Genomic DNA, 16,853 nt, shown 5'->3' with positions numbered 1-16,853 from the left:
AACAGGACGGCACCGTGTCGGACTGCATCCCACTCGCGAAAGGAGCTTTTCCATGAAACTGACTACACTCGTTGAAATCACCCGTATCCGCCAAGAGGTCCGTGAACCGGACGTCGCGCTCGAGACGACACACATCACGTCCCCAGAGGACGCGTTCTGTGTCGCGAGACGCTTCATCCAGGACGATGACCGTGAGGTGTTCCTCGTCATCCTACTCAATACGAAGAACCGCGTCATTGCCGTCCATCGGGCACACGTCGGTAGCATCAACTCGAGCGTCGTCCACCCTAGAGAAATCTTCAAATCCGCCATTCTCAACAATGCGACGTCGCTCATCGTCAGCCACCAGCATCCGAGCGGTGACCCGCATCCATCACGGGAAGACATCGAGGTGACCGAACGGCTCGTCGAGGTCGGACGCATCGTCGGTATCCAGCTCCTTGACCACATCATCGTCGGTGCCGGAGAAGAATATGTCAGTTTGAAGGCACAAGGTGTTTTGTAAAGGAACAATAAGCGTAGACGGACGGGATAACCCCGTCCTGTCCGCGCGCAAGAGCATGGACGAAAAACGATGTCGTTTTTCTTTTGAGAGAGCGCAAGCGAGTAAGGAATGGATTCGTCCCGAATCCAAGGGCAATGAGAGACCCGCAGTGGATGGATCCACTGCGGGTGAGAAAGTACATCTGGTCTCTTCTATGTAGAAGGGTGTGATAGAGGATGCAGTAGTGAGACAAGTAGTGGAGTGGATGAAGGTTCGAGGAGAGATAGTTGATTGAAGTGAATCAATCCTCCTGTAGATAGGTAGTGATCTTCTTTCTACTGATTGTATAACTCAAGAAGAGCTTTCGGGCTCATGCGTGAGGCTGTAGGCTGCACGCAGCAACATCCTCATCGCACCGCTGCCCTCCTGCCGGACCGATAACGAGAGCTGCGACTCGCCTGCGCGAGGCATCTCTATGTTTCTGTTCCTTGCGACGGAAGGCACGGAGCGTTTTAAAAATAGAAATAATTAATTTAAAATATAGGTCTTATCACAAATACTTGGTTATTAATAAAAAAAACCAACAGCCAATTGACTGTTGGTAGAAGAGGAAGTATGGGGAAAGGGGAGGGGGTTAGTCTACTTTAACCAAAAAAGCGAATTGTCCGTCACCATTGGACCACTTTGCTTTGATTTCATAGGCATACGTTCCTGTTTCTTTCGGGACAGTAACGGCATCGCCAGTTAAAGTAACTTTTTCAGCATCTTGCTTATCTTTCCAACGAACGATCTCAATAGATTCCGGTTCGTCTTCAAACGAAATATCGATTTTTTTATTTGAGGATACTACAGTTGGTTTGCTTTTTTTCGTCATATCGAGTCCGTCGACATATACTTTATCGACACATTGGTTGCGCAATAGACCATCCCAACAAAATGATCCTTGAACCGTTGGAATATCTTTTCCTTGTGCTTCTACTTTGGGGTTTGGTGGTTCCCCACGAAAAGGGTCAAACACAAAAAATAGAACAACCAATACTACTAAAACACCCATCCATTTAAATTTACCCATAAAACGCTCTCCTTTGATAAAGATTATTTTTAAAAAAGTTTAAGTGTTCTTATTGAGTGGCTTGTTCCTCAACAAATCATTCTTTTAACTCGAGTTCATCGTGTCTCCCCATGATAGGTGAGATCGTTTGATTCTCAAATGCAGTTTCATACGTATCAACTACAGTTTGAATATATTCGCCATCTTCAATAAGAACTTCTCCATAAGCAGGAACTGGGTTGTGCCAATCCATTTTCTCATCATGGATTGTTGCAAATAAATATACTTTTCCAGATACAAGCATTTCTACTCTTCATACGTTCACAATACTTTATTACCTTTTATAATATAACGATTTTATGTAATTTACAATTGTATACAAAGTTATATTTTGGAAAAATTATTTTGTGACAGAATTGAAGAAGTTTTGCAATGCATGGATGAGCGAAGAAGTGAGTGAATGGACGGAGTTCTATGGATAGAGGATTGATGTTTCCATAGTAATGCGGACGACATAAAGACTTTCGAGCTCATGCGTGAGGTTGTAGGCTGCACACAGCAACATCCTCATCGCACTGCTTCGAACCGATAACGAGAGCTGCGACTCGCCTGCGCGAGGGATTTCTACGTTCCTGTTCCTTGCGACGGAGGGCACGGAGCGTTACATAGAATTATAAAAAGAAAAATAAAAGGTTAGGGTTTAGTGGAAGGAATGGCATACTAAAGGAAAGATTCTTGTCCACGTATGAGATCGTCGTTAGTGCTTCGGTCGTGAATGATGTGTCGTATGCGAGGATATCTAAAAAGGAGAAACTACATATGAAATTTGACGGATCGACTGATGTATTAGGTGCAGCACTTACAAATGCCCCTCTACTCTACCTCGTACCGATTGCATTTGGACTTTTCTTATTGATCGACTTCTTGTTTACAAAAGAAAAGAAGAGCTTTTTGAGCCGGACCGGTAAGATATTATTGGTTCCGTTCATTTTGATCGTAGGTGTACTTATTTATCTCTATTGATTCGATGTGCGTAGGAAACACTAATCATTTTTATGGCAGAAACGATCTTCAAAAGGTCGTTTCTTTTTTTATGTGTGAAAAATTAATCGTACATTGTTTCGTAATGACCCAGTTATCTTACATATCATTTCGCTTATCTTATCTAAGGTAATTCGTACAGACTCTAAAATCATTCTATGCTGTGCTTAACAAAACGATTAGGGGTGGAGTACATGAGTATAATTGAGATGTTTGAGGTCATGGATCAAGCAAAGGAGAAACAGGTACCAGATAAGGTAACATTGATTGATGCCCAGCTTCGATTCGTACGAGAAGTGGACGGTTCGATCGAGCACGTAACGTGGTTCATCGACGTCGATCGATTGACAGACTTCATGCAGAAACACTTTACTAAGCAGACCTGTTAAGGTCTGTTTTTTGTATGGACTTACATATATACTACCCTATCAATAAAAATAGGTGGGTGGGAAATATAACCAACTTTCTCCTGGTATTCACTGTATACTGAAGATAACTTACAAATCAGGAATGGAGCGATGAAAGATGAAACGAAAATGGATGGGTGCCAGCTTAGCGCTCGCAAGTATTGGATTACTCGTCGGACCACTGCAAGGTGCAGAGGCAGCGACACCGAAAATCAAGGTCCACTATATCGATGTCGGTCAAGGTGACGCGATTTACATCAAGATGCCAAGTGGTGAGGATATCGTCATCGATGGTGGCAACAAGGGGAAAGGTGATGCACTCGTCGCCTATCTAAAGAAACAGAAGGTCGGTGATATTGAGGTACTGATCTCGACGCATCCGGATGCCGATCATATCGGGGGGCTTGATGAAGTCCTCGACTCGTTCAAGGTCAAGAGCGTCTACGCACCGAAGGTCAAGCACACGACGCAAGCCTACAAGGATTTCTTGTTAGCGGTTAAGCGCGAGAAGTTGACGATCAAGACAGCAAAGGCTGGCGTCTCGCTTCCGGTCAAAGGTGTGAAGGCGCAGTTCGTCGGACCGGTCAAAGACTATGCGAAGAGTGATTTGAACAACTGGAGCGCGGTCTTACACGTCGCCTACAAGAAGAACACGTTTCTGTTCACGGGAGACGCGGAATTGAAGTCGGAGCAAGACATGATCGCGAAGAAGAAGACGCTGCGTGCGGACGTCCTCAAGGTCGGGCATCATGGGGCGAAGACATCAACAAGTGCGACGTTCCTCAAGTACGTTAAACCGAAGTACGCCGTCATCAGTGTCGGGAAGAACGCGTATGGACACCCGACGAAGGAAGTCGTGACGAACTTGAAGCGTGCGAAGGCGACGATGCTGCGGACCGATAAGAGTGGCACAATTGTCTTCGAAGGGAATGGATCGTCCTACACGATCAAGAAGTCGAAATGAAAAAGCGAAAAGGGATTATCGACCGAATTGAAGAGAAGTGGGTCGTCGTCGAGTTCGATGATGGGATGCGCGACATTCTGATTTCCCGCTTTCCGATGACGGTGGAGTCCGGTGATGTCATCTGGATGGATGAGTACGGTCATATCGAGAAGGACGACCGTGAACGGCAGCGACTCTCGAATGAAATCGATGAGCTGATGGAAGAACTATGGGAAGACTAAAAAAGAAATGAGCTGAAGCAGATGAATAAGTTAGGACAAGCGGTCGTCATCGTTGGGTTAGGGTTATCACTCGTTGGATGCGGCACACAAGAGACAATAGAAGATCCACCAAAAAAAGCAGCGAATCCGACTGAAAAGGTCGAGGTGGCAGAACCGAAAAAAGAAGATGTCTATTTCAAAGACGACACGTTAAAGATCGACATGGCGACCGTCAAGATTCTTTCGACAGAAGTACTTGAGCCGAGTAAAGAGTATTTCCGCGAAAAACCACAACTCGTTTTCACATATGAGACGACGAACGACAGCAAGAAGCCACTCAATGGGATGAATGTTTGGATTGCTTGCTTTGAAGCGACACAGGAAGGAACCGATACAATTAACAAGTTAGAGGTAGGGATGACGCCACAGGAAGAGAAGTATGCCTCTTATTTAGAGCATCAGTTGGATGATATTAAACCGGGTGGTACTGCAAAAGGGATTATGGCTTATGACATCGAGGACCCGAAGGCAGTCGTCACCTTGAAAGCAACCCAAGGATTATCAGGAAAAGAGTTGGGTGAGAAGAAGATTGAACTGAAATAAGAAGATGAATTGATAGAATCATATCTGGTGAAGAAAGGGAGATGACTATGAATCAAACATTTACAGAAGCGCAAGCACTCATTTTAGAAATGGGAGAAAAGTTTAAACCATATATTGTCGTAGGTCTTAAACAACGTTTAGAGATGGAAGAAATCATATCTACATTTGAAACGTATCTTCAAACACGAAAATTCGATCGTTCGGGACATCGAATCATTTCAAAATTTAGCTTTGAACAATTTATTTTGCAAATGAAATATTCTTAATTAAAAGAAGGCAATATGACTTCGCTTCAGGAAGCCATATTGCCTTCTTTTTTTGAAGTTCAAGCGCAAGAATATAATCATTTTTACGTTCAGCTATTTAAGATGGCACTGGCTTTCTTTTCAGCTGTTTTTTCATCTGTCCAGTCCATTTCAGACAGCATACTCGCTTGAACCTTTTCAATCTGTTCACGTGTGTAGCCGAGCTGCTCCATCGCGATGGCAGCATAAGCAATTGCTTGATTATTAGTCATGGTCAATCCTCCGTCTTGTCTGTATTGTCAGTTTTATCCTACTTTTTTATAGTACTTGATTTTAAAAGAAGAGAGGACATCTTTTTAACGGCTCCTGAAGTCCTGCTCCGGTACATTGAAGTGACGCGTCACGATTTGTCGGACCTTTTCTAGATCACGGTCTTCCGTCGAAATCATCTCGTCGTACCATGCTTTTTCGAGTACTTGTTCGGTCTCCTTACTGACGACTTCTGTATTCAGGATGTGATGGTACGGTCCCATCGCATCATCGAGGATGCGGAAGTGTTGGCTGATTGGTTCTTCGCCTGGGATGACGAGCGTATAGGCGACGGTCTCATGTTCGTCGAAGTCACGGTCGTTGGCTTTCGCGAACGGTTCGAAGAAGTCTGTCGCTCCATGAACCAGCATCATTGGTTCTTCAAAAGACGATAGATCTTGCTGCGTGTCTTGCTTGGCGATGCTCGTCAGGTAAGCACCGACGTCCTCCGGTGAATGTTGCATGATTCGTTCTAGCCGTTCAGCTAACGGTAATCCGTGTTCGGTGATCTGTGCATTCTGTTCGATGTACTCAATCATTTTAATCGGTGATGCTTCGCGTTCCAAGATTTGCTCCTGCTCGAGTGAAGCATGAATCTCACGGATGAAGTGACCGGATGTCTGATGGACTTCGTGCAACAGGTCTTCCTTATCGCGCAAGTCTCTTCCTTGCGTCCAGTTAGCGAGATACGACAAGGAAAACTCGTCCGTCGAAAAACCAAAGTGTGCCGCGACCGTATAAGCGACCATCTCCGCTTGGAATTCCTTCTCATGTGGATTCAACTCAATTCCACGCTCTTCATTTCGTTCCACGTTGTGCAGATTGGCATGCGCGAGTTCATGAATCAGGATGGTCACGTTTTCAATATCCGAGTTCCGCGGATTGAGGGCAATCGCGTTCAGTTCCGGATAGAAGCATCCTTTCGCGGTACCAAGCTCGCTTAAAGGCTGATCGAGTATTTTCACGTCTTGTGTCTCAGCAATCCCGTTCAACGCGCGGCGAAACGATTCCGCCTCACGAAGCGATCCATTTCGATGATAGGAAGCGAAGAGTTCAGAGACTTCGAGTCCCTTCTCCCGAGCATCGGTCTGTGTGTACTCGAAGACATGACCAATCTTGTAGTACATCGCTTTCCGCGTCGGAAGTGCGCCTTCCTTTGCACGCATTTGCTCCGTCTTCGTCGCGTCCTTCCATGCCACCCAATCCGTCTCTCGTTTGATGAACGTAACAGGGGAGGGGACGAAAATCTTGATCCCTTTCTCTCCTTTTTGAACCTGTACGCCTTGTTTCTCCCAGTACGCATAGGAACCGACGGCACGGGCGCCTTGGAACTGCTCTTCGATGAGTAACATATTCCGCGTCGAGTAGCGATGGAATCGGCTCATGAAGTCGAGGTGTTCCTTGATGCTCTCCTGACTGACGAAGTGGGAGGCGAGCTGCGTCTCCATCTTATCGGTCAACGCTTGGACTTCCTTCTGGTAATCCTCACGCGTCTTTTTCTGATATGCCATATCACTCACGCTCCTTCCGACGAAACGGACGAATCAGCAGCACCTTCAAAATCGTTCAACTCTTCTGATACCATCGGGTCGGTAGCCAGTCGATCGAATAATAACTGACGGCGATCATGTGATACCGGGAGTAATACCAAAGGTTCTTCCTGCAAGAGCTGAAGGAACGCTCGTTCATCCTGAGAAACCGGAATATCATAATGTGCTTGATGAATCATGACGGTGACGTGGGACGGATGCAATTCGAGAAATGTCGCGAGTGTGAAGGCTTCGAGTCGTCTCATTTGTGAGTCATCCTTTCTTCATCCGAATGCTTATGTTGCTTGCGCTGATCGATTCGCTGTTTGACAGCCGTCTCTGCCGTCTCAAGAAAAGAGGGACGGTATTCGGTCGTCGGAATGATGTCCTCGATGCTTTCCGTCTGCATCAAAGCTTGTACGAGTTCGATCAATACCTGTGTTTGAAGGTCTGTTTGTTGGACGCTCTTTCGTAACGGAGCAAGACTTTTCGAAATCTGTTCATCCCAAAACGGTGTCAACTCTTGCTCAATCTGTTTCGAGACGGAACGACTGACATAGTTCAAGTCCCATTGCTTTTTGATCATCTCTTGATAGTCGCGGATGATGTGATCGATGGCTGGACCGACCCCAGACAATCGTTCTCTCTCTCGGTATTCCTCTAAAAAATCAGTGGTCACGGCACTCATCTTGATCCGGACTTGTTTTGTTTCCTCCATTGCCCGTCACCTTACCTTTCGTGTTGGACTTCCTGTTCGAGTTGTTCAAACGCACGCTGATTCTTGATATGATCCCACTCATCATTCATGTGTCGTCCGATCCGATAGAGTGTCTCTTGCATGATCCGTTCACGTCGAAACGCTGACTGGATTCTTTGTCTAGGTGAGGATGTCTTCGTCTTCTCAAGCTTCTGGGATGACGTAGGCGACTCACGCATCTCGGAGAGGATAGCGTTTCCCATCCGCGTGTAGAGATCCTGTTCTTTCGTCTTCCGATAAGCAGACGCTTGCGATGCCGATCCGTAACTTCGCTCGTAGAATGCGACCTCGTTATCCAGTCGTTGCTTGAAAGAGGTATGCTCCTTCTCGAAGTAGGTCGCAAGATACGTGTCAGTCAATTGATTGAGTGAAGAACGTACTTCTTTCATACCGTTCATGTTGTAATACCACTGGCGCTTATCGTCCGGTAGTCGTTTCTGAATCGCTTTATACTGACGTACAAGTTCCGGATGTAGCACGCGATTTGAAACGGATAGTGTTGCATGATTTCGTTTGTGCGCGAGAACTTCATCACGGATGAAGGCATTTAACTTCTCCTGTTCCCGTGTCCGATCGGCAAGCGTATGGACGACTTGTGCCTTCATCTTCTCAATCGTTTTCGGTTTCCGTTTGCCCCGTTCGCGTGGATGCATCGTCTCGACTGTCGCGACATGGACGTGGATGTTATCCGTGTTGTAATGAATCGCAGCGGTCCATGTCGCATGCAGCATCTGTTCCTTTTCAATCATCAGCGCGGTCGCGTTCCGTGTCGCCTGCATCAACCGTTGTTCATCGATGTAACGATTTTCTTTGACACCGACTTCCTGTAACCACGCTCCATCGAACGAGATGACGTCTTGCCAAAGGATGCTGCCGTTCTCTTGTGCCCGTCGGAAGATATCGCGTAAGTGCTCTCGTTCCCTCGCACTCAATCGGTCTTGTGTCGCCGTGAAGAGACCGCTTGATTTCAGTTCATCTTCCATATAGTCGTGATAGTTTTCAAATTGATGCGACCGCGCTTTCGTCTCCGGACGATCGATGTAACTGAGGTAGGTCGTATAACGACGCGCGCGTCGGGTTGCTTGCGGCAACTTGAACTTCGACTTGATGATGACGCCGGGAATGTTACTCATCCTGCATCACCTCACGGAAGAGTGTAGTCAAGAGTTCGAGTTCGGTTGCGCTCCGCTTCAGATGCAAAGTGTTCGCTTCGAGCTGTCGTTCGAGGCGTGCTACTTGCGTCGACTGGACGCCGTCTGCGCACCAGGTCGTCAACAATCCTTTCAATAATTCTTGTCGGGAACACATTTGTTTCTCCGCCTGTTCGTCGAGTTGTTTGACGAATCGGGGGTCGATGTCACGAATCAAGAGATCCATTCGTCTTCCTCCTTCCATACGAAAGTCAGTCTTAATGATTTAAAAAATGAAAAGTTTTCCGAACAATTCACTCGCTCCTCCTGTCATTAGAAGTGAGAAAGGTGTTACCCACTCAGATTAAGAACGGAGGGGACATATGCAATCGATCATCGAACAGAGTTACGCTCTTGGAGAAGCCGTAAGCGTCTCCTTGATCGTCGAACTTCTGAAGTATATCTGGTCGAAGATACAGCATCATGAGATGAAAAGAGTCGAAAAAAGTGACGTAACAGAATCGATCTAAGCGTTGATGAAGGTCGATAGAATGACTAAATGTACGTCGATTATTTTAGAGGAGAAAAACCAAAAATGGTTAAACAACGTGAAAAAGAGCATAAGGGGAAACTGCTATCACTCAGCGTGCTAGCCTAGGCGGAGCCTAGTGTTTCCCTGATATCATCAAAATCGCCAAAAGGTCACACCGCGTGCCACTAAAAACCGCATTTTGGCACGGTGTTTGCCACCTTACCATTTCATTTCACGTGCTTTAATGCGCAGCTGATCTTGTCTTTTTTCTTCTTGCGTGAGTTGTTTTTTCAATTCCGTTTGTCGTAACAGTGCGTCTTCTTTGTCTTGCTTCAGATTGAAGATTTCATCCTCACGTTCGACTTGTTCATCGAGTGTCAGGTCGGGTAAGGTGGCTTGTTTCATCTCAATGTCTTGTTCAATCTGTTGGATGAGAGAAGCTAGTTCCGTCTGTTCGCGCTTCATGTTCTTGATCCGTTTTTGACTTTGCAGGTGCTCGTCAGCGAGAAAAAGTTGTGCATAATCGTCCGCTTGTTGTTTAGAAAGTGACGTCTTTAGTACACGTCGTTGATCCATATAGAGTGATTCGACGAGCGCATCTTCTCGCTTCGTCACACTCAGCTTCTCGAGTGACTGTTCAGGTTTAATGACATACAAGCGGAGTGCTAGTTGATCAAAGTCACGCGGTACATCTTCGATTTCAAAGATGTAGTGCTCGTCCTGCTGATAGACGACACGGACGCGTTGCTCATCCGTCGGGCGTTCCTTATAAGCGATACGCGTAACAAGTCTCGTCGCGTAATCTTGAGGTTGATCGAACTGGAGACGGATGCGCATTTGTTTTCGCTGCACATCATGGGACCAATCGAGAAGCGTGACGGTCTGTCCATTCGTTAACCGTTGTTCTTCACCGATGGGTGTCGCATTGATCGGTTGTTCCTCGGCAAAGAAAAGGGAAGAGAAGCCGAAAAACAGAAAACCAATCAAGAAGAACAGTCCTGTTCCGAGATACAGTCGTGACCAATCACGGGTCAGCGTCTTTCGTTTTCCTGGATGCATTTAGACACCTCCTGACGTTTGAAGGCTCTTCATCTGATCGACAACGTAACGTTTATCTTGATGCGTAAAGGTCAGTTCAACTAATTCTTCAGACGTCTCTTCATAACCATTGGCATCGATCGTCAATGTCCGTTTGAAGCGGACGAGACAATGCTCTGGATCGTCCCGATTTGGAAAGACTTCGATGTCCGAGACGGAGGCGGTGAACTTGTTATCGCTTCCGCTACTCGCGAACAACGTTTGTTTGATGGACTCCGACATATACTGATCGGCTTGTCGTTTGCGTGTTGGATAGGTCCCATCCTCCCATGTGAAGGCGAACGTGATAAAGCGTTCCGCGCTCTTCGAAATGATTGAATTTTGTTCTTGCTCTTGTTCATTAGTTGAGATGGACGGATCTGACACCGTCGTTTTTGGTAACACATTCTTCTCGTCTTTCTCGACGATTCGATGCGATTCATCTGCTGCCATCGAACGATATTGATAGACATTGGCACTGATTGACAGCAGCAGACAGAACAACACGAGCCATAGGAGATGACGACTCGTCAATGCCATAGTTCATCCCTCCCTATAGCGAAAACAGTGGTGCCGGATCAATGTGACCGGACCAATCACTCGTCTTAAATTCGATGTGGAGATGATTCCCGGTCGAACGTCCGGTCGACCCACACATCCCGATCGCTTGTCCAGCTTCGATCTTTTGCCTCGTCTTAACCTGGCGTGCAGAAAGGTGGGCGTAAGCGGTGATCCAGTCGCCTTGTTTGATCTGAATCAGTTGCCCATACGGTCCGCGTAAACCGCTATAGGTGACGGTACCGGAGCGAACGGCGTGGACGGTATCCGTATCGTGGCAACTGAAATCGATGCCCGTATGGATATCCGTCTTTCCGAAAACGATCCGTGACCCGAAACCCGATGTCATCTGCAGTGGGATGTCGAGCGGAGCATGAAGTTTTCCTTTGATCGGTCCTGTCTTACCTTCTGCTAGTACCGTCGGTGTCAGATAACGGAGGACAGCATCGACATATTCGATGTCACCGTAACAGGCTTGATGCTCGATCGCGCTCGGACGATGGCACTGATAGATGCCACTCTTTTTGACGCGCTGGTACATCATCTGTGAAAAGGAGATCGCGAGTTGTTTCGTATAGCGTCCGCCGTTTTCTTGAACGTAATCGATAAAGCCACCGCCGAAGTTGTAACTCTGGAGCGTCAACTTGACGTCCTCGTTCGCTTGCCGGAAGACTGACACGAAGTGTTTCACCCCATAACGAATGCTCTCGTCAGGAGAGGTGATGCAACCAATCCGTCCACACTTCGATTCACTCGCTTGCATCGGATCGTTCCCGCGTCCGCCGCTTTCCTGCATCATCAACGCAAGGACGACGTTCGTCTGTCCCTCAAGCTGTTCTTTCTTTAATTCACGTGCAATCGCTTCGCGGTATTGCAGGACATCATCACTGACTTGTAGACTCGCGTCCGAGTAAGCGATCGGTGTCTCCGTCGCCTGTTCGTTCTCGATTCCGGTCAACGTATCGAGAATCCCTGCGACGATGATGATCAGTAGGAGGAGCAGAAGCGCGATTCCGAGAGCAATCAGACGATACTTTAAGGTCAGGAGTCGCCATTTCATCCGGACGGCGACACGTGCCGACTGCCGGACCGTACTCCACATCAGGCACCACCTCCGAACAACGTCAGCTCCTCGGGTGAGACATCGACATCGAAAATCAACGTCTTCACACCGGAGATACTGAGGACGATCCGTCCTGTCTCGAGCGACGGAATCAACCGCGTCTCACTCTCCGTCAACTGTCCGTCGAAGACGGTCTGGATCGTAGGGATGCTCTCGGCATCCTGCTCGCCGATGAATTTATACTGCGTCAACTGGAACAACGTCTTGACGTTTTCCGCGTTCTCCGACTTCGAGCCGGTCGGGACGAAGTCCGTGATCAAGTGCGAGGCGAAGAAGATGCCGCCAAAGTATTTCCGCGCTTCGCGCATGAATTGTTGTAGGTACAGGATTGCCGGTTGCGCGATATCGCGCGTATTGATCAGGTGATGCGCCTCATCGATGACAATCAGATACTTGAAGGCATCCTCGATCAATAACTCGCCCTGGTTGTAGCTGCGGAGTTGTCCGGCACCATTAAGAATCATCCCGTCCCACAGCATGTTCATCAGGTTGAAGACCTGTGCCTGAAAGATTTCGTCTTTCAGATTGGTCAGGTTGCGTAGCGGGAATGAGACAATCGCTTCCTCGTCAAATCGCTCGATCGAGGAATGTCCGTCGAAGATGTTGCCGTAGTTGTGAACGAGGTTCGTGATCGCGAGCTCGATGTTCTCAAGACGGCGGACACGGTTCGTACTGATCGTCTCGCGGATCGTCGTCCGCGAATCGTCCGCATACAATTCAGAGCGGACGAGCGCTAAGAAGTCAGAGAAGACCGGATAAGTGTTTGCAGGGTGCGTCGTGATTGGCGCGTCACCGTCCTCATTCCAGAGCCCTTTCTCAAGGTAGAGTTGCCGGAGCAGGATTTCGAACTCGTTCGCTTCTTCTTGTGTAGCTGCTGGATTGATGTAGTGATAGAAGACCGCAATCTTCGATAGATGTTGCATGAACGAGAGTGCCTCATCCGCCGAGCCGTCGGCATGTGTGACCGTCTTATAGACATGGAGCGGATTGATCCGTCCGGCAGAACCGTCAAGTGCGATCTCCTTTCCACCGAGCTGTCGTACGAGGTCGGAGAACTCGCCCGTCACGTCTAAGATGCGAACGTGATTCCCTTTGATCGCTTGATCGAGGACCGTCTTCTTGAGCAAAGTCGACTTCCCGGAGCCCATCTTACCGATCATCAAGGCGTTGTAGAACTTCCGTTGTTTGTCCTTGTGGAATAAGTCGAAGATGACGCTTCCGTTCGTATCGGTCGTCCCGTAATAGGTCCCAGTCGGATCCTGTAGCGACGTGAAATGAAACGGATAACCTCCTGCGATTGAGAGCGACGGAATCTCTTTCCCGCGACGACGGTTCGGTAGCTTTTGCTGTTGCTCGTAGCTGAGGAACAGGCTCTGCCATTCCCATTCCTGTTCGTTCAGGAAGACAGTTGCGCGGAAGTTCCGTGCCTCCAGTTCCTCCATCACGTCCTGGACTTGGCGTTCGAGTGTGTCGACTGTCTTCGCTTTAACGTAGAGACGGAGATGCAGATACTTCATCGTCTCACCTTGCGTGATCTGTTCGTAGAGTTCGTTCAATTCCTTATACGTCTCCCGCGCATCAATCCGGTCGACATTATCTTTCGCATTTTCGAAGCGCGTATTCTGCTCGGCCATCGATTTGTTGATGGTCCGGATCATCTCCCGTTTGTCCGCCGTCCCGATGTCGAGCGTCGTCAGGACGCCGGGGAGGTTGAGGATCGGTTCGAGCCAGAAATCGTAGACGGTCGATTGATACTTATAGACATGGAGGCAGGCAAGATAACCGTCGCCGGTCCGTACATAGTTCGGCTCGAAGCGGAGTCCGCCTTGCGGTTGAATCGCTTGGACGAATGTCGGATTGTAGCCGTCTTGTTGTTTGATTGTTTCCGGGTCTTGCTTTCGTAAAAAACGTGTACGCCACATGACACCATCACTCCTTTCCGTCCTGGGTCGGTTTTGTATTCGGGTTGTGTAGCTGGAACAACACATTGATTTTCTGCTCGAGCGTCAGTTCGACCATCGGGTTGCTGCGTCGAAGCAGTTTCGTCAATTGATACTTCCGTTCCCGCAACATTGCCTCATCCGGGGCATAAAAAAAGAGGAGATAATCGCGATTGGTGCGATGCTCCTCGAGGTAGATCAATTCTTGCTTCTTCTTTTGCAAAAACGGATGATAGGCGGCGTTTTGATTTTGCCGCAACTGTCGTTCGATCCGTTGTTTCTGTTTCTCCAAATTAAGCGGTGTGTTGAGCGGAATCACCTTCAACGGATGAATGTACGCCTGCAACAGATAGGCGAGAGAGAAGATGTCATGATCCTTCTTCGTCTCGGACAACCCATAGATATCTTTTGAAGTCAGCTGAATGATGTCGCAGAATGTTCCGTCTTGCATCTCGAATCCATCGAGCGCTGTGGCATCAACAATCGGTAGAAGCACGGCGACGGATGGCGGGATCCGGATGCGTTTTTCCTTCCGTGTTGGAGGTGTCGTCAGTTGCATCTCATCGAGCCAAGTAATGTCTGTCGTCGGAATTGTTTTAGATCGTTTCTCTTCCGATAAACTCATGCCATCACGCTCCTTTCGATCCGTCCTTACCGTCTGTCAATGCGATATACGTGTCTTTCTTCTTCATCAGCGCGTAATAGAGCACGTGAATCATCCGTTTCTCTGGATTCGTCGTTGGGCGGATGACGAGGAAGAGTCCGAACGCGACCAGGAAGAATGTGAATGGAAGATGTAAGGCGTCCGGGATGAACGGAAGAGCAATCAACCGGACGATGATCAAAGCGACGAGAAACAGTAAATCATAGAGATAGAGCATCTTATTGATCTTCAGCTCGGTCGTGACTTCGTTCGGAATCCGGTACTGGCGCTGTTGCATGGTCTCACTCCTTTTTCGGGTCTAGACGCGGGACATCGGTCGAGTACATACGGGAAGATTCTGACGTCACGCGTGTCTGTGTTTGTTCGACATGCTTGAGTTCTTTTTGTGTCGTGGTCTCGAGTGTCTGATAGATCGACTTTCGTTGCCGCTGTGTTCCGGATGATGTCTCTTGCGACTCATTGATAGAAGGTGAAGAATTGCTCGCTCCTGAAGAGGAGATAGTAGGTGTTTCGTCTTCAGGTGTGTTAGAAGAATGTGCAAGTACATTAGGTTTCATGTCAGATGTTGATCCTGAGTGAACAGAAGTCGGACTAGGTGCACGAGATCCAATGGGTTGTTTCGACGATGAAGTAGGCTGTGATGCGACAGTTGTTTCAGAGATAGTGAACGCATTAGGTGATGTAGCTGGTTGTTCCTTCATCGATCCATCGGGCACCTTCGATTGTGCAACAGGTGTTTGCGATGATGGCGGAGTAGTCGCAAGTGATTGTGGTGAGACATCGTCCAAACGACGTGGCATGGACTCTTTTGATGTTGTTGCAGTCGGACTCTCCGAACTCGTGTCGTGCGTCGATAAATCAATTGATTCAATGCGTTGGTTCTCTTGTCCGGTTAATTGTGAAGTGCGCTCTGGTGCTTGCGAACGTATTGGCACACTATCGGACGAACGATCCGGACGCCCCGTCGGTGTGCCACCATTAGGTGGTGGATTCGGTGGTAACTTCGTACTGGCAGCTTCTGAGGCGGATGGAGTAGTAGGGCGTGATGTCCTCTTCATCGTCTGTCCAGCGACACGAGCCCCTGCTTTTGCCGTTCCTTTCCCTACAGCATACGCACCAAGTGCGACACCCCACCCACGTTTCAGACCTGCATCAATCCCGAAGAGGCGTTCGACCATGTTCGGTCCATCAATCAAGGCAGCAGAGAAAGCAATCAATGCGATCAAATAGGCAAGACCGTCGAGTGTATCAGCAAGATAAGCCGTCCCAATCGTGTAGAGCTTAATCGAGACGAAAATCAAGATAATGACGAGGAACGTATTCAGGATGCTTTGAATGACTTTCTTCGTCTTTTGTCCGCTGTGTAAGTCAGCAGGGGCGACTAAAATCGCTAAAACATAATTAAAAGCCAACTCGAACGAAAGTCGAGCCAGCTTGTAGGCAATCGAGAAAAGGGTGAAGCCCATCACGCCAAGGGTGACAAGAATCGTCAACCAGTTCGGATGATAGCGATAGTAGTACTGGTTATTCCAATCAAGTCCACTTTGATCGAGTTCGCCTAGTACTTCCTCACTACCGTCCCAAAGAATAAATGATTTTGAAAGTTTTGATCCAGTAGTGGAGATGTCTAGTTTATTGCTATCGAACACCTCATTTATCTGTAATCCTTTGATTAATTTGGTCGGAACATTATTTTTTACGACGTTTTCTGTATAGTTTTCAAAACCATTTTTATCATATGCTACTAAATCATTTAAATTTTCTTTGAGTATTGTTTCAGATATAGTTTCCTTTTCAGAACCATATATACTACTACTCTTGACTTGATTGACTGCCTGATCTGTGAATTCATTTAGTTGTTTCATCGTAGGTGAGAGAAGTCCTAAAATCATCAATGAAATGAAAATATTGATAAGAAGCCCTTCTCGATCGAATTTCTTTTGAAAAATGATGAGATAGCCTGTTAAAACAAAGCTGCCGGCTAATAGTACATACAAAAAAGGTTGAATCGTCTGAACGAATTCAACCACTTGAGGATTATTAAAGAATGTTTTGATCATCAAAATATCATCTGTAAGACTTTCGAGAGAATCAATCAATAAAGAAAGCCCTCTGACAAAAATCCACCCTACAGTTCGTAAAGCGTCGTTAACTAGATTACTTAAATTGAAAAGACGTTCGAATTCGGTAAGTTTCTGGATAACCTGAGCATCAGACATATCTATCCAGACCTCCGTTT

23 protein-coding genes are annotated in these 16,853 nt (G+C 47.4%); 8 read left to right on the top strand and 15 right to left on the bottom strand.

Annotated features, from left to right (window positions below; all coding sequences use genetic code 11):
* Positions 1 to 52: 52 nt before the first annotated feature.
* On the top strand, positions 53 to 505 hold the full coding sequence (locus tag KNQ03_RS15785) for a JAB domain-containing protein (RefSeq protein ID WP_353049232.1): 453 nt from the start codon (positions 53 to 55) through the stop codon (positions 503 to 505).
* Positions 506 to 1,118: 613 nt separating this feature from the next.
* Here the strand turns inward: KNQ03_RS15785 and KNQ03_RS15780 are convergent.
* Together KNQ03_RS15780 and KNQ03_RS15775 are read right to left on the bottom strand one after the other, a co-directional pair.
* Positions 1,119 to 1,556, bottom strand: a complete 438-nt coding sequence (locus KNQ03_RS15780) for a hypothetical protein (protein WP_053451902.1) — start codon at positions 1,554 to 1,556, stop codon at positions 1,119 to 1,121.
* 76 nt (positions 1,557 to 1,632) lie between these two features.
* Positions 1,633 to 1,839 (bottom strand): hypothetical protein, encoded by a 207-nt coding sequence (locus tag KNQ03_RS15775; RefSeq protein WP_053451903.1) that lies wholly within the window; start codon positions 1,837 to 1,839, stop codon positions 1,633 to 1,635.
* Positions 1,840 to 2,354: 515 nt separating this feature from the next.
* Between KNQ03_RS15775 and KNQ03_RS15770 the strand changes: the two genes are divergently transcribed.
* The 6 genes from KNQ03_RS15770 (at position 2,355) to KNQ03_RS15745 (ending at position 5,016) form a co-directional block, all read left to right on the top strand.
* Positions 2,355 to 2,558, top strand: a complete 204-nt coding sequence (locus KNQ03_RS15770; protein ID WP_053451904.1) for a hypothetical protein — start codon at positions 2,355 to 2,357, stop codon at positions 2,556 to 2,558.
* A 212-nt stretch (positions 2,559 to 2,770) separates the two neighbouring features.
* Entirely contained in the window at positions 2,771 to 2,965 is a 195-nt protein-coding gene (locus tag KNQ03_RS15765; protein WP_214725533.1) for a hypothetical protein, read from the top strand.
* A gap of 136 nt (positions 2,966 to 3,101) precedes the next feature.
* On the top strand, positions 3,102 to 3,947 hold the full coding sequence (locus KNQ03_RS15760; RefSeq protein WP_214725531.1) for a ComEC/Rec2 family competence protein: 846 nt from the start codon (positions 3,102 to 3,104) through the stop codon (positions 3,945 to 3,947).
* A complete protein-coding gene (locus KNQ03_RS15755; RefSeq protein ID WP_053451907.1) occupies positions 3,944 to 4,168 on the top strand; it encodes a DUF3006 domain-containing protein in 225 nt (74 codons plus the stop codon). Before KNQ03_RS15760 ends, KNQ03_RS15755 begins: the two co-directional genes overlap by 4 nt.
* Before the next feature lie 21 nt (positions 4,169 to 4,189).
* Complete coding sequence (locus tag KNQ03_RS15750) at positions 4,190 to 4,750, top strand: DUF5067 domain-containing protein (RefSeq protein ID WP_053451908.1); 561 nt, start codon at positions 4,190 to 4,192, stop codon at positions 4,748 to 4,750.
* Positions 4,751 to 4,791: 41 nt separating this feature from the next.
* Positions 4,792 to 5,016 (top strand): hypothetical protein, encoded by a 225-nt coding sequence (locus KNQ03_RS15745; protein ID WP_214725529.1) that lies wholly within the window; start codon positions 4,792 to 4,794, stop codon positions 5,014 to 5,016.
* Between the two features lie 89 nt (positions 5,017 to 5,105).
* On the opposite strand, the gene KNQ03_RS15740 is transcribed toward KNQ03_RS15745, so the two are convergent.
* The 6 genes from KNQ03_RS15740 to KNQ03_RS15715 form a co-directional block, all read right to left on the bottom strand.
* The gene (locus KNQ03_RS15740) at positions 5,106 to 5,267 is read right to left on the bottom strand and encodes a hypothetical protein (RefSeq protein ID WP_160315907.1); all 162 of its coding nucleotides are present in this window, start codon (positions 5,265 to 5,267) and stop codon (positions 5,106 to 5,108) included.
* Positions 5,268 to 5,351: 84 nt separating this feature from the next.
* Complete coding sequence (locus KNQ03_RS15735) at positions 5,352 to 6,815, bottom strand: ArdC-like ssDNA-binding domain-containing protein (RefSeq protein ID WP_214725527.1); 1,464 nt, start codon at positions 6,813 to 6,815, stop codon at positions 5,352 to 5,354.
* Positions 6,816 to 6,820: 5 nt separating this feature from the next.
* Entirely contained in the window at positions 6,821 to 7,099 is a 279-nt protein-coding gene (locus tag KNQ03_RS15730) for a hypothetical protein (protein ID WP_214725525.1), read from the bottom strand.
* Complete coding sequence (locus KNQ03_RS15725; protein ID WP_133208778.1) at positions 7,096 to 7,551, bottom strand: hypothetical protein; 456 nt, start codon at positions 7,549 to 7,551, stop codon at positions 7,096 to 7,098. The genes KNQ03_RS15730 and KNQ03_RS15725 overlap by 4 nt, the downstream gene beginning before the upstream one ends.
* Before the next feature lie 11 nt (positions 7,552 to 7,562).
* A complete protein-coding gene (gene mobP2 / locus KNQ03_RS15720) occupies positions 7,563 to 8,723 on the bottom strand; it encodes a MobP2 family relaxase (RefSeq protein WP_214725522.1) in 1,161 nt (386 codons plus the stop codon).
* Positions 8,716 to 8,967 (bottom strand): hypothetical protein, encoded by a 252-nt coding sequence (locus tag KNQ03_RS15715; protein ID WP_053451914.1) that lies wholly within the window; start codon positions 8,965 to 8,967, stop codon positions 8,716 to 8,718. Before KNQ03_RS15715 ends, mobP2 begins: the two co-directional genes overlap by 8 nt.
* A 136-nt stretch (positions 8,968 to 9,103) precedes the next feature.
* Here KNQ03_RS15715 and KNQ03_RS15710 point away from each other — a divergent pair, with 136 nt between their 5' ends.
* Positions 9,104 to 9,250, top strand: a complete 147-nt coding sequence (locus KNQ03_RS15710; RefSeq protein WP_160315908.1) for a hypothetical protein — start codon at positions 9,104 to 9,106, stop codon at positions 9,248 to 9,250.
* A 221-nt stretch (positions 9,251 to 9,471) separates the two neighbouring features.
* On the opposite strand, the gene KNQ03_RS15705 is transcribed toward KNQ03_RS15710, so the two are convergent.
* From KNQ03_RS15705 to KNQ03_RS15675, 7 genes are read right to left on the bottom strand one after another with little or no spacing between them, the layout of a single operon-like run.
* On the bottom strand, positions 9,472 to 10,311 hold the full coding sequence (locus tag KNQ03_RS15705; RefSeq protein WP_214725520.1) for a hypothetical protein: 840 nt from the start codon (positions 10,309 to 10,311) through the stop codon (positions 9,472 to 9,474).
* A complete protein-coding gene (locus tag KNQ03_RS15700; RefSeq protein WP_133208775.1) occupies positions 10,312 to 10,869 on the bottom strand; it encodes a hypothetical protein in 558 nt (185 codons plus the stop codon).
* 13 nt (positions 10,870 to 10,882) lie between these two features.
* Positions 10,883 to 11,989: a lysozyme family protein gene (locus tag KNQ03_RS15695; RefSeq protein WP_251133740.1), complete on the bottom strand. Its 1,107-nt coding sequence runs from the start codon at positions 11,987 to 11,989 to the stop codon at positions 10,883 to 10,885.
* The gene (locus KNQ03_RS15690; protein ID WP_214725518.1) at positions 11,989 to 13,932 is read right to left on the bottom strand and encodes a VirB4 family type IV secretion system protein; all 1,944 of its coding nucleotides are present in this window, start codon (positions 13,930 to 13,932) and stop codon (positions 11,989 to 11,991) included. The genes KNQ03_RS15695 and KNQ03_RS15690 overlap by 1 nt, the downstream gene beginning before the upstream one ends.
* 7 nt (positions 13,933 to 13,939) lie before the next feature.
* Entirely contained in the window at positions 13,940 to 14,575 is a 636-nt protein-coding gene (locus KNQ03_RS15685; protein WP_214725516.1) for a hypothetical protein, read from the bottom strand.
* 4 nt (positions 14,576 to 14,579) lie between these two features.
* On the bottom strand, positions 14,580 to 14,891 hold the full coding sequence (locus tag KNQ03_RS15680; protein WP_029343412.1) for a DUF5592 family protein: 312 nt from the start codon (positions 14,889 to 14,891) through the stop codon (positions 14,580 to 14,582).
* A 4-nt stretch (positions 14,892 to 14,895) separates the two neighbouring features.
* Entirely contained in the window at positions 14,896 to 16,833 is a 1,938-nt protein-coding gene (locus KNQ03_RS15675; RefSeq protein WP_371743276.1) for a pLS20_p028 family conjugation system transmembrane protein, read from the bottom strand.
* Positions 16,834 to 16,853 lie beyond the last annotated feature (20 nt).

This window comes from Exiguobacterium sp. s143, from assembly GCF_018618895.1.
GTDB classification, from domain to species: domain Bacteria; phylum Bacillota; class Bacilli; order Exiguobacteriales; family Exiguobacteriaceae; genus Exiguobacterium_A; species Exiguobacterium_A abrahamii.
This window is presented reverse-complemented; position numbering and strand designations above follow the sequence as displayed.